Origin of the sequence: Treponema sp., from assembly GCF_051883275.1 — a bacterium.
Lineage (GTDB): Bacteria > Spirochaetota > Spirochaetia > Treponematales > Treponemataceae > Treponema_D.
This window is the reverse complement of record NZ_JBJETK010000004.1, coordinates 18,219-30,509: the sequence shown is the minus strand read 5'-3', so window position 1 is coordinate 30,509 and position 12,291 is coordinate 18,219. Positions and strand designations below refer to the sequence as shown.

Below are 12,291 nucleotides of genomic sequence, written 5' to 3'. Positions count from 1 at the left end.
GGCAGACTCGGAAGATGCTTTCTTTTCTGCCCGGATGTATTAACCGATTCAAATGTTACTCAGTGCTTCCCTAGTAAAGCGGTTCGTTCAGCGTTATGACGTACACAACGTCGTCATCAATTCTGTCTGTTCCCGGAAGAATTTTCTGAACGAGCCTGTTGTTTTCTACGGTAATCGCAAAGTCATTGTCGTTTGCAACGGCGATTGAATTGCGTCCCGTAATCCACAGTCCTTCAAGCTTGTCGTGCGGATATTTGTTCGGAAGATATGAAGTCAGGTCAACAAGAAGCTTTTTGGAAACAGTCTTTATTCCTGCCTTGGAAAGTTCTTCTGCCGAACACTGCTCAAGCGTTTTTCCGTTCACGAGCATTCCTGCCGGTGACTGTACGTCATCGCCAGTAACGTCCGTTGCGCCGCTTATGTCAATCTTGAAAAGATATTTGTGCGTTTCCTTTTCGCCTGAAAAATTGCCGTCGCGCTCAATGACAACAAATTCCGTGTTTGAAAGAGCAGCAATTCCGCAGGTGGAATCTGTTTCCTTGTTCTGAAGATAGACAAACTGCTTTGTAGCGCCGCTTGCAATGTCAAACGTAACTATACGGATAAGGCGCTTGTTTGTGATTTCCTTTTTTGAAGGGTTGAACAGCGTTGACTGCATAAGACCGACGAGAGTTTTTCCGTCCGGCGTAAGCGCAAGTCCTTCCATTCCGCGGTTTGCCCGACGGCGCGCAAGAACAGCAGGAAGATGGCGGTTTCCTGTTGTCATTCCGTACGGACTTATGCGCTCAATTTCCGTTCCGTCAGCCGCATAGTGAACGATGTGCGGACCGTATTCGTCTGAAATCCAGAACGTTCCGTCCTTTGCCGCAGCAATTCCCTCGCTGTCAAGACCGTAGTCGTCCGTGCCTAAAACTGTTCCGTCAAGGGTGTAGGCAATTTCGCCTGTTGCACCGCGGCCTTTAGGGTTTGGAAGACCTGTAATCGGCTTTCCGTCCGGTGTTTTGAGGATGATTTCCTTTACAAGCGAAACAGTGCCGTCCTTTTCCATTCTGAAAAGCCCGATTCTTGGCGAATATTCAGGAACAGGAAAAAGCTTTCCCTTTCCGTTTGCACCCTCGTAATCAATGTTCGGACCGCGGTCTGTTATAAGGTAGAAAAGCGAAGAATCCGTAGGGTGCGCACAGCCGTCAGAGCCGTAGCCTCCGTTTTGAATTTCAACGCCGTCTGCCGTTTTTAAAAGCATGCGGTACGGAACTGCGGCACCGTTTTTTGAAACAGCGCCATAGCCGTCCGCAGATTTTTTTACGCCGGTGGATGCGCACGAAGCAAGCACAAGAGCCGCCGCCGCAATATACAATGATTGTCTTTTCATAAAGTACCTCTTCTGGAAGGCATAGTATCGCGCGTGTGTTAGATTTTGTTGAAAAATTTGTAAAGATTTTGAAAAGAGGAGGATAAAACTCATTCCCGGGAAAGCGGTCGAAAATCATTTGCTTAATGAAGAAAAATCTGATATATTATAGAAGTAAATCAATATGTAATTTCAGGAGTTCCGGTGCTTTTCAGGCGCGCGAAACTCCTTTTTTTATCCCGTTTTGTTTTCAAATTCATCCCGAATTTATAGCATTTTATCTTGATTTATCCGCTCTTTTTTGGAAATTCATCTTGATGAATTACCTGCGTTTATCAAGATGAATTGGGTGTATTCATCAAGATAAACATACACCGTTCATCTTGATGAATCAGGTGCGGTCATCAAGATGAATTTTTGGCGCTATCTAGATAAATAAAAATGTTTATCTTGATGAACGGAAATGCCGCGCAGTTTTGGTTTTCCGTTTATTCCCAAATACTTTTTGACAGAGATGCGACAATGATTATATGAAATCTGTATATCGGTATCTTTATAATCTTTATACAAGATGGAAGAAACCGGAACTGGCGTTGGAACATAGGAATAAATATTGGAAAATGAAACCAATCAATCCATTTTAATTAACTGACCATTCCAATAAGTCTGTCTTAAATTTTATTTGCATAATTGCAAATCTGCATTGCCACACCATTTTCCATAATTTCAAACCCATGTTTCTGATAAAACGGAGCATTTTTCCGGTTTTCGGGCATACCTTCAATATAAAGATAATCTTTGTATTTTTCTTTAATCATTTCTATCATAGTTCCAGCAATCCCTTGCCCATGGTATGCCGGATTAACTAAAACATAATGCAGATAAGCCACTAATTCGCTATCATCCAGTGCACGAACAAGTCCAACTAATTTGTCCTCATCCCATGCAGTAATAACTGTGGACGAATTCATCAATGCTTTATGCAATCTGCTCGGATACTGCCCGGAAACCCATCCTACTGATAAAAAAAGTTCTTGTACCTGTTGCTGTGTAAATTCTTTTTTTTCTGTATATTTTATTTCCATTTCTATTTTCCTTTACATCCGTGCTTATCTTCACCACAAGAATGTCCATCCTCATGATGATGTTCATGATGATCACACTGTACATTCGGATCAAAAGTCAAATTACCCTCTAAATATGCCTTAATTACATTATCTGCATTACCTGATACTCCACCATACAACTGAATTCCTGCCTCTGATAATGCTGACTGGGCACCACTTCCAATTCCACCACAAATCAATATGTCCACGCCTGCTTTCCCCAGAAATTCAGACAAAGCTCCATGTCCCTGACCGTTTGTGTCCACAATCTGTTCCTTTATCACCTTATCGTTTTCACAATCATACAGTTTAAACTGCTCTGTATGTCCAAAGTGCTGAAATACCTTTCCATTTTCATATGTTACTGCAATTCTCATATTTTTTTCTCCTTTCTCTGAAATAAACATATACATTTTCCCGGTCTTGCCACTTTATAACATCATTTCCGTCATATATCGAATACATTATATAATTTTTGCTTGTTACAAACAATTTACTATGAAATTTAATAGTGACTAATAAATTTCCTAATATATTGTCTGGCACGAGTAGATTTACTATGATAAGCATAGCTTAACCAAGCAGACAACAAATTAAATCTGGAGGTATTTTTATGATGAACGAAAATGTTTTAAATCTGTTAAAATCAAGCATGTGGGATTTGGCTACCTGTGCGAACGGAGAACCGAATGTTGTACCTGTTGCATTTAAAGATGTGACTGATGACGGAAAGCTGGTTGTTGGCGATGTATTTTTGGAAACTACCTTGAACAATATCAAAGCAAATGGTGGAAAGATTGCTATCTCTGTTTACGATGCACAAAGCCTTGAGGGCTACCAAATCAAAGGAACTGCGGAATATGTTACTGAAGGTGCTGTTGTCAATAATTTTAAGGCAATGGTAGAAAAGATGTTCAATGGTGCTGCTACTGCAAAGGGTGCACTTATCATTAACCCTGAAAAAGTTATTGTAACAACTCCGGGGGCTGAAAACAAAAAAGTTCTGTAATTCAAACATCAAACGGGTGCAGGGTGTATTTCAGGCTCTGCACCTGTTTTGCACCTCAACGATAATCACACTTTTGGCAATGCACCATCATGTGGTCATTATCATCTTTATAAAAAATACCTGACCATTTGCAGATGCTTTGTAAAATGGGAACAACGGATTCTCCTTTTTCGGATAACGAATATTCAACACGAGGAGGAATTTCATCATAGGATTTTCTGACCACTATTTCGTTGCTAATCAAGTCTTTCAGTGCTGATGCTAAAACTGCATCAGTTATATTTCCCATTTCTTTTCTGAGTTCACTGTAACGCAAAACTTTCTTCGCAGCTAATACACATATAATTCTAGAGTTCCATTTCCCTCCAAAGATTTCCAGTCCATATTCTAATGGACATCGTATATCCTTATCTAATTTTCTTTGATACATATAATTCACACTCCTTATGCAAAGTACACAAATAAATGTACACAGACTAAAAATACATTTTGATAAATTAACATTTTCATTACTCTGAAAATCATAGTTACTATTATATCCGCAGACAACTTTTATGTCAAAAGCGCATTGAAATTTATAAGGCTCATGCCGTGTTCCGCAAGCGGTACGTCAGTATTTTCCTCTTCATCAAGAACGCGCTCATTGAACAAAAGCCCGAACAATTCCCTGTTATGATTTATAGAAAAAACTACCCAAAAGTGCTAAACTCAAAATAACCGCCGCCCCCAAATAAAATTTTTTTAAACATCAGGGCGTTCCCGCCTTAAAAGGCGGTCGGGCTTTTCGGAGTTCCGCTAATCGCTCCATTCGTCCGCTCCCTTCGGTCGCTCCCGAACGCTCCGCGCTCCTACAATCCCTAACGCAAAAAAAGCCGCAGGCAATTTCATAGAAAAAATTTCACAAACGTGCTAAAATCAAAAAAAATAGTCCAGCAGTTTTACATTAATAAAAGAACGCAAGTAAAACACAGGCAGAATACAAAAACGGAGAACCACAATGTTTCAAAAATCAATAATCGAAAAATACCTTTCAAAATAGATGAAAATCTGCTGCGCCAGACGAACAGACTGGTAAAGTTTCTATACCAGGTAATTCTCAAAAAAGTGATTTAGGATAAAAATTAAGGCGGTCTTTTTGGTCAGTCGCCTTTCCATATAGATTTCCCAGTTTTAATGTTAGAATCTTATTCCAAAGTTATCGAAATCGTTATTAACCTGTATTTTTTAAACGGTCTGGAAGGGAAATTATATTTTGCGTTTAGTAAAAAACGGCCGAAAATCATTTGCCTAATAAAGAAAAATCTGATATATTATAGAAGCAAATATCAATACATTGTTTCAGGAGTTACGGTGCTTTTCAGGCGCGCAAGGCTCCTTTTTTTATCCCGTTTTGTTTTCAAATTCATCCCGAATTTATAGCATTTTATCTTGATTTATCCGCTCTTTTTTGGAAAATGCCGCGCAGTTTTGGTTTTCCGTTTATTCCCAAATACTTTTTGACAGAGATGCGACAAAAAAATTACTTCCAGAAGTCTGGTGGGAGGATTGGGCCGCCGGAGATGGCGTCGTTGCAGCGGGGGCAGGTGGGGTCGGGGCAATGGGTTATTTTTGGGGTTCGGGTGATTTGGGTCTGGCAGAGGGCGGCGAGGTCGGAGGCTTTGAAGCATATCCATTCGCTTTCGGCAACTTTTGTTTTTCGGGCGATGGGGCTGACGAACGGAGCGAGGTTTTCAAAGCCGTCGGAGCAGCTTCCGGCTGATACGGGAATTACGCGAAGGTCTTTGCCGTATGCCCATCTGACAAACGGAGTTCTGCCTGCGAGCTGTTCAGCGTAATGAATGATTGTTGCAGAATCAAGTCCGACGCCGATTAAAAGGACGTAGCCGCCGTCGTCACACAGTCTGCGTAACGGAGCATAAACGTCGCGGGCAGTCTGCGAGAGCGTAAGTTTTTCTGCATTGCGTCCGACTGCGGCGAATGAGTTTAAAGGGTTGTTTCCCCTGACGGCATTTTCAAAATCCAGAACGGTTTTTGAAAACAGTCCCATTTCTTCAAGCGAAATTTCTCTGCTCGTTACGTCAAAGATTTTTTTTACAGGATAGTCCCTGTTCAAAAAAAATGAATAGTCCCCTGCTCCGTTCCGTTCGGGCATATATTTTTTTTCGGGCCGCGCTTCGTATTCATCGCAAAATGCCGGAACCATCACAGTGCAGTCCTGCGACAAAAAAGCCAAGACGATTCCCTTTATTCCGCAGTTAATCTTTGCCCCGAACGATTTTACCGATGCGTGAACACATACGTCAGCACCGCCTATTCCAAGTTCATTTATTGCATTGAGAAAATCAACCTGCTCAAGCTGTTTTTTAGATTTGACATTCATTTTTTTAGGATATACAAGAAATAAACAAGTGCCAATTTTTTTACCTCAATGCAGTACATGCAAAAAACAGACAACATTCAAAAAATGTGATAAACTTACAGAGTATTGGAGAGATTTTATTTTCCGAATAAATCTGAATGGGTTCCGGTTCTGGAAAGTTCAAGGATAAGCACATCGTCTTTAATCTGATAAATTAACAGCCAGTCAGGTCTTATGTGCAGTTCACGATGACCTTTCCAGTTTCCTTCAAGGGCATGGTCGCAGTATTTTTCTTCAAGAGGCTGGGCATTAGCGAGTTTTTCAACGGTTTCTGCAAAAAGATTTAAATCATAATGGCGTTTTACAATTTTTTTCATGTCTTTTTTCATTGCAGATGTAAAACGCATTTCATATTTTGTTTTTTTCTTTGAAAATTCCATTATTTAAGCAAAGCCTCCATCATTTCGTGAACATTTGTATATCCTTTGACATTCGGGTCGTTTGCGATTTTGTCGCCTTCGAGCATTGCTTTGATTGTCTTGCGGTTCGGGCGGTCAACTTTGATTTCAAACGGAATGCGTCCTTCGCGGATAACCTGCTTTGTAAAAACATTGTAAAGCCCTGAAACAGTCATGCCAATCTGCTCGCAGAAATTAGAAATAGCAGTTTTATCCTGATCGTCCAAAGTAATTGTAATGTTTGCCATATTGTCCTCCAAAACATTGTTTAAAGTGCTTTTACAGTTAATATATGTGAAAAATCAGTGAAAATCAAGTGAAAAATATGGGAAAAAGTATCTAAAAACTGGTGTCATTCTGAACTCCTATGATATTTGTCAATACCATGAAGCTCCTGATTCCAATAATTAACTGGCCATTGCAAGGACTTCTGCTGCCAGCTGTTTAGCTGACACGGAAGCTCTTTTTTCATATGACATACCATTTTTCAACAGAGTGTACATCAGCTCTGCCAATTTTCTTGCAGCAAGCCACTGGTACTACATTCTGATTGCCCTTCATTTTTCGCTTCATGCGGGAGCAGTTTTTGACGGATTTAAACTTAAGGAAAAAACGCGAGCGATTCGTGTGGCTGTAAATTGCGTTGCGGTTTAGCTGCATAGTTAGTCGGACGACCGCACTGGGGCGCAGTTCTCCAAATAATGTAACTATTTTTATATATTTTCATTGTTTATATGGAATATAATAGAATGGAATTATTATGGCAGATAACTCTAATTTAAAATCATATTTATTTTTTATAGAACTTGACGGAATTGAAACTGCAAGATTTCAAAAATGTGAAGGCTTAGAAGCTGAAACTGAAGTATTTGAAATTGAAGAAGGTGGTGGCGGCGTTCATCGTTTTAAGGGGCGAACTCGCTATCCAAATTTTGTTCTAGAAAAGGGAATCAGCAACAACGATGAATTATTCAACTGGTTCAAGAATTTCTTAATTTCAGAAAAAGTCGAACGTAAAAGTGGTTCGATTGTCCTAAAAGATACAGAAGGAAATGAAATCAAACGATGGAATTTCTTTCGGGCAATACCTTGCCGCTGGATTGGTCCAAAACTTGATTGTTCATGTTCTAATACCTTTGCACTTGAAAGAATGGAAATCGCACATGAAGGTATTGAAACAGACAATGATACTACTACCGCATATACTTTGCCTGCAAACCAAAATATTGCAGCAGAAAACTCTATAGATAATACTTTTAATAATAATTCTTCACAATTAAGTGGATCTGCAGAGCAGTTTGCAGAAACTATGGAAAACTTAGTTGGAAGTTCATATGTTTGGGGTGGTAATTCACCAGAAGACGGTGGAATGGATTGTTCTGGTTCAATAATATACGGTCTTAATCAAATGGGAAATAATATACCGGATCAAACAGCTAGTGATATTTATGCTAATTACACAGAACCTGTTAATGGGCCTCTTCAAAGAGGTGATTTACGTTTCTTGCGAGATGAAGACGGCAGAATAGTACATGTCCAAACTATAGTTAATTCAAATGGTGCCAGAGTAAATGCCTCTGGTGGACCTGAAAACACCTTAGACAATCCTGGTCTTATAGAATTAATTGAAACCCCTTTACCTCAAACTGGGGAAATCAGAAGCTTACGATTTTAGGAGATAATTATGGAAAAGCGATTTAAGACATTTACAGCAATTTTTCTGTTAGTATTTTGTGCCTTTCGTATACATTCAAAAGAACCTCTTTCATATCTAGAGTCCTATTTTGGAGATAATAATTTTAAAACAGAAATAATTAGTATTTGTGGAAAAAAAATGTATTTATCAGCTAATTATAAAGATTCTGAAAGACAAATATTTGATAAAGCAATAATTTATGAATTACCGAGTAATAAAAATGAAGTATATCCTTACATAAAGTTTTCTGAAAATAAAATTGAAACAAACAATACTGTTTTGTTTTCATCAGATATAAAAGGAAAACAGTTTTATGGTTGGAAAATTAATATAACTGAAAAAACAGGATATATTCACACAATTTATTACTGTGAAAATGGAAAAAATGTTACGGAAGGAATTTCACTTATATGGGATTCTAATAAAGGAATTTTTAAAAAATATCAGATAGATAAAAGTCAATGGTAATTTCATAGAATTGGATAAAAACGACTAACAACGTTTTTGGTCAATCTTGTTTTCGAAGTAAGAGACTTTTTTTAGGTGCCTTCTTCACTGTTCGGAAGAACCTTCCGCCGACTCTCTGATTCCGTCGAATCAGAGTACCACATTTCAGATATTTATATCATGACATCTTGTTTCAGAATCCGCACTATATATAGCGTATAGACCCCGAAACGAGTTCGGGGTGACGATTATAGTTGGGTAGAGATGTAATTCCATTTGATTTCAAGATACGGTTGAGTTTGAATATTGCAGGGGAAGAGAGGGAAATGAAAAAGATTCCTTGCAAAAATAAAAATTTATTGTTTTTTATGTCGTTCTATGTTATTATATAATAAAGAATTAGACTTCGTATTTTTGCAAAAATCTGTAAACAGTCTGTTTACAGGCTGTAAATAGACTGTTTACAACATGAAAAAAGACTGTTTGCAAGGCGTAAAAAGCCTGTTTTCTGAATATTTGTTCAAGATAAAGATAATTTTTGCTCAAGATGAAAATAAATTTTGTTCTTGATGAAATATTTTTTTGTCCGTGCATTTGGGGATGCTAATACGTTTTTGTCATCCCGAACTTGCAGCTTTTTCTTCCGGTTTACAATTTTATAGAAAATTCTCCCCAAAAATGCTAAACTAAAATAGAGGCAAACCACCAGACGGAGAACCACAATGTTTCAAAAATCAATAATCGAAAAATACCTTTCAAAAATAGATGCAAACCTCTTACACGAAAAATACGAACTCTTCTGCGCAAACTACAAAAACGAAACTAAAATCGCAAATATCCGCACGATAAAAGAAGAACAGTATCAGGAAGGCTTTATCCGCGACGTATTCTGTTCAGTCTTGAACTATACGATAAAGCCGGAGCCGGATTACAACATTCTTACCGAACTCAAAAACGAAACCAAAAACAAGAACAATGCCCGAAAGTCAGACGGCGCAATCTGCGAAGAAAACAACGAAAATTCCGTGCGTGCCGTAATCGAACTTAAAGGCACAGACACCACCGACCTTGACACAGTTGCCCGTCAGGCATTCGACTACAAATCCCACCACGAAAACTGCAACTACGTAATAGTCTGCAACTTCGAGCGTCTTCGTGTTTATGTGGAAACGCAAATCGAATTTATAGAATTCAACCTTTTCACGCTGAACTATGAGGACTTCTGCATTCTGTATCTTCTTATGGAACTGACCCAGCTCAAAAACGACGTTCCGCTAAAAATCAAGCACGAAACTTTGAGCGAAGAAAAACAGATTACCGACAATTTTTATGCGGACTATTCAACGTTCAAGCGCCTTCTGTTTGAAGATATGATAGAAAACAACCCGGAAATAGACAAACTCGTACTGTTCAAAAAAACGCAGAAACTTCTGGACAGGATTTTGTTTATCCTCTTTTGCGAAGACCGCGGACTTTTGCCGGCAAACAGCGTAATGGGCATTATCGGCGACTATCAGAAATTAAAGGAAATGGGTTACGCTCAGCCACTGTACAGTGTTTTTAAAACTTATTTTGACAGAATAGACAAAGGCTACAAAAGCGAAAGTGACAGCACTAAAAACATTTTTGCCTACAACGGCGGACTTTTCAAACAGGACGAAATTCTTGACAGTCTGAAAATCGGCGACGACGTTCTTTTTATTCATACAAAACGGCTGGCAGATTACGATTTTGAAAGTCAGATTTCCGTAGACATTCTCGGACGCATTTTTGAAAACTCGCTCACCGAAATCGAGGAAATTCAAAAAGAAATCGAAGCGGAAAAATCAGGCGAAAAAGTTGAAAACAATAATGTGGGAAAGCGCAAAAAAGACGGAGTTTTCTACACGCCGGAATACATCACAAAATATATTGTAGAAAACACCATCGGAAAACTCTGCGAACAAAAGCGTGCCGAACTGAACATAAACGACGAAGCCATTTCAAAAGCCCTGACAAAAAAGGAAAAGGACAGGCTGAACAAAGCCCTCAACGAATATCAGGAATGGCTTTTTACGTTGAAAATTCTAGACCCTGCCTGCGGAAGCGGAGCATTCCTTACTGCCGCCCTCACTCAGCTCAAGACAGAGCACCGGCGCGTTTTTGATTTTCTGCGCACAATCAACAATGACACAATGGCGTTTGCCGAATATTCTGATAACTCTATTCTGGAAAACAACCTTTACGGCGTAGACATCAACGAAGAAAGCGTAGAAATTACAAAACTGAGCCTGTGGCTGCACACTGCCCAAAAAGACCGCAAACTCACCACCCTGAACAACAAAATAAAATGCGGAAACTCCCTCATCGACGACCCCGCCGTAGCCGGCGAAAAAGCCTTCGTCTGGGAAAAAGAATTCCCCGAAGTGTTCGAAAAAGGCGGTTTTGATGTAGTAATTGGAAATCCGCCGTATGTCAGGGCTGAACTTTTATTGTCAAAAGACATAACTTTTTATAAAAACAATTTCAATGTATTTAATCCAGACGGTGATTTGTTCTCATATTTTTATGAAAAAGGCTTAAGCCTGTTGAATGAAAACGGCATTTTTGGATTTATTTCAAATACTTTTGATAAAACCACTTCGGGAAAAACATTAAGGGATTTTATAGCGACAAAAACAACTATTGAAAAATATGTTGATTTTACAGAAGTTCAAATATTCTCTGGTGCAACAACTTACCCGATTATTTTGATTTTGAAAAAGAAATTTGAAGAAGGCAACATTTTCATTTACAAAAAAATTCCTAATTCAATGAATGGAAATATCGTTATAAATGCCTGTAATGATGTGAATGTTTCTCAAGCCAATTTAAATAGTGAAAGCTGGTCTTTTGAAAGTAACGAATTAAAATCTATTCTGAATAAGATAACTTCTTTTCCTACTGTTTCTGAAAAATACGGAAAATGTTATAGAGGTGTTTTAACGGGATTAAATGAAGCGTTTTTTATTGACGAAGCGACAAAAAACAGGCTTATAGAAGAAGATCCGAAATCTGCCGAATTGATAAAAAAAGTTTTTGAGGGCAAAGATTTGAACAAATGGATTAATCGTCCAATCGAAAAATATATTTTATCAGTTCATAACGGTTATGATGATATTGACGTGATAAACATAGATGATTATAAGGCAGTTAAAAACTATCTGAATGGATTTTATGACAAACTTGAAAAAAGATATGACAAGGGAAAAACGCCTTATAATTTAAGGAATTGTGCTTATCAATCATTATTTGAAAAAAACAAAGTAATTTGGGGAAACCTGCAAAACAGTAACAAATTCTCTTACGATGAAACAAAAACTATTGTTTCAGCCCCTTGCTGTATGCTTCCAACTGATAACAAATCTTTAGTCAGCATTCTAAATTCAAAAATAGTATGGAAGTTCCTTACGTCTATTTGTGTAGTTAGAAACGGCGGTTACATCGAAGTAAAACCGCAATACTTTGAACAAATTCCGATACCAGATTTTGAAAACAATAAAGAATTAGATGATTTGACAGACAAAATGCTCGCACTCAACGAAAACTTGCAGAAAAAATCCGGCAACTTCCTAAAAGTTGTAAAACAGACATTTGCGCTGGAAAAAATCAGTACAAAACTGGAAACTTTCTACGACCTGGACTTTGACGGTTTTATGAAAGAACTCAAGCAGAAAGTCACCCCAAAAACCAAACTCGAATGGCTCGAAATTTTTGAAGACACAAAAAACCAGCTCCAGGAACTACAAACCCAAATCACCGCCACCGACAAAGAAATAAACGCCTTAGTGTACAAACTCTACGATTTGACCGCAGAAGAAATTGCAATCGTGGAAGGGAGGTAGAA

General features: G+C 38.4%; 12 protein-coding genes. 5 read left to right on the top strand and 7 right to left on the bottom strand.

The features are described from left to right. Positions 1–70 precede the first annotated feature (70 nt). The 3 genes from ACI4L0_RS00400 to ACI4L0_RS00390 form a co-directional block, all read right to left on the bottom strand. Positions 71–1,372 carry an esterase-like activity of phytase family protein gene (locus ACI4L0_RS00400; protein ID WP_439798191.1) on the bottom strand — a complete coding sequence of 434 codons (1,302 nt, stop codon included), beginning with the start codon at positions 1,370–1,372 and terminating at the stop codon, positions 71–73. Positions 1,373–2,022: 650 nt separating this feature from the next. After that, positions 2,023–2,436, bottom strand: coding sequence for a GNAT family N-acetyltransferase (locus ACI4L0_RS00395; protein ID WP_439798190.1), 414 nt, complete (start codon positions 2,434–2,436; stop codon positions 2,023–2,025). A 2-nt stretch (positions 2,437–2,438) separates the two neighbouring features. Further along, entirely contained in the window at positions 2,439–2,864 is a 426-nt protein-coding gene (locus tag ACI4L0_RS00390) for a NifB/NifX family molybdenum-iron cluster-binding protein (protein ID WP_439798189.1), read from the bottom strand. 206 nt (positions 2,865–3,070) lie between these two features. Here ACI4L0_RS00390 and ACI4L0_RS00385 point away from each other — a divergent pair, with 206 nt between their 5' ends. Further along, positions 3,071–3,466 carry a pyridoxamine 5'-phosphate oxidase family protein gene (locus tag ACI4L0_RS00385; protein WP_439798188.1) on the top strand — a complete coding sequence of 132 codons (396 nt, stop codon included), beginning with the start codon at positions 3,071–3,073 and terminating at the stop codon, positions 3,464–3,466. Between the two features lie 55 nt (positions 3,467–3,521). Here the strand turns inward: ACI4L0_RS00385 and ACI4L0_RS00380 are convergent, their stop codons facing one another. The 4 genes from ACI4L0_RS00380 to ACI4L0_RS00365 all read right to left on the bottom strand — a co-directional run bounded on the left by ACI4L0_RS00380 (position 3,522) and on the right by ACI4L0_RS00365 (position 6,531). Next, positions 3,522–3,896 carry a winged helix-turn-helix transcriptional regulator gene (locus ACI4L0_RS00380; protein ID WP_439798187.1) on the bottom strand — a complete coding sequence of 125 codons (375 nt, stop codon included), beginning with the start codon at positions 3,894–3,896 and terminating at the stop codon, positions 3,522–3,524. Positions 3,897–4,985: 1,089 nt separating this feature from the next. Next, positions 4,986–5,846: an AAC(3) family N-acetyltransferase gene (locus tag ACI4L0_RS00375; protein ID WP_439798186.1), complete on the bottom strand. Its 861-nt coding sequence runs from the start codon at positions 5,844–5,846 to the stop codon at positions 4,986–4,988. 116 nt (positions 5,847–5,962) lie between these two features. Then, entirely contained in the window at positions 5,963–6,265 is a 303-nt protein-coding gene (locus tag ACI4L0_RS00370; RefSeq protein WP_439798185.1) for a type II toxin-antitoxin system YafQ family toxin, read from the bottom strand. Next, positions 6,265–6,531: a type II toxin-antitoxin system RelB/DinJ family antitoxin gene (locus tag ACI4L0_RS00365; protein ID WP_439798184.1), complete on the bottom strand. Its 267-nt coding sequence runs from the start codon at positions 6,529–6,531 to the stop codon at positions 6,265–6,267. Before ACI4L0_RS00365 ends, ACI4L0_RS00370 begins: the two co-directional genes overlap by 1 nt. A 247-nt stretch (positions 6,532–6,778) precedes the next feature. Between ACI4L0_RS00365 and ACI4L0_RS00360 the strand changes: the two genes are divergently transcribed. The 4 genes from ACI4L0_RS00360 to ACI4L0_RS00345 all read left to right on the top strand — a co-directional run bounded on the left by ACI4L0_RS00360 (position 6,779) and on the right by ACI4L0_RS00345 (position 12,289). Further along, positions 6,779–6,937, top strand: coding sequence for a hypothetical protein (locus tag ACI4L0_RS00360; RefSeq protein ID WP_439798183.1), 159 nt, complete (start codon positions 6,779–6,781; stop codon positions 6,935–6,937). A 106-nt stretch (positions 6,938–7,043) separates the two neighbouring features. Next, positions 7,044–7,958, top strand: a complete 915-nt coding sequence (locus ACI4L0_RS00355) for a phage tail protein (RefSeq protein WP_439798182.1) — start codon at positions 7,044–7,046, stop codon at positions 7,956–7,958. Between the two features lie 9 nt (positions 7,959–7,967). After that, positions 7,968–8,447, top strand: coding sequence for a hypothetical protein (locus ACI4L0_RS00350; protein WP_439798181.1), 480 nt, complete (start codon positions 7,968–7,970; stop codon positions 8,445–8,447). Between the two features lie 701 nt (positions 8,448–9,148). Then, complete coding sequence (locus tag ACI4L0_RS00345; protein WP_439798180.1) at positions 9,149–12,289, top strand: Eco57I restriction-modification methylase domain-containing protein; 3,141 nt, start codon at positions 9,149–9,151, stop codon at positions 12,287–12,289. The last annotated feature ends 2 nt before the right edge of the window (positions 12,290–12,291 follow it).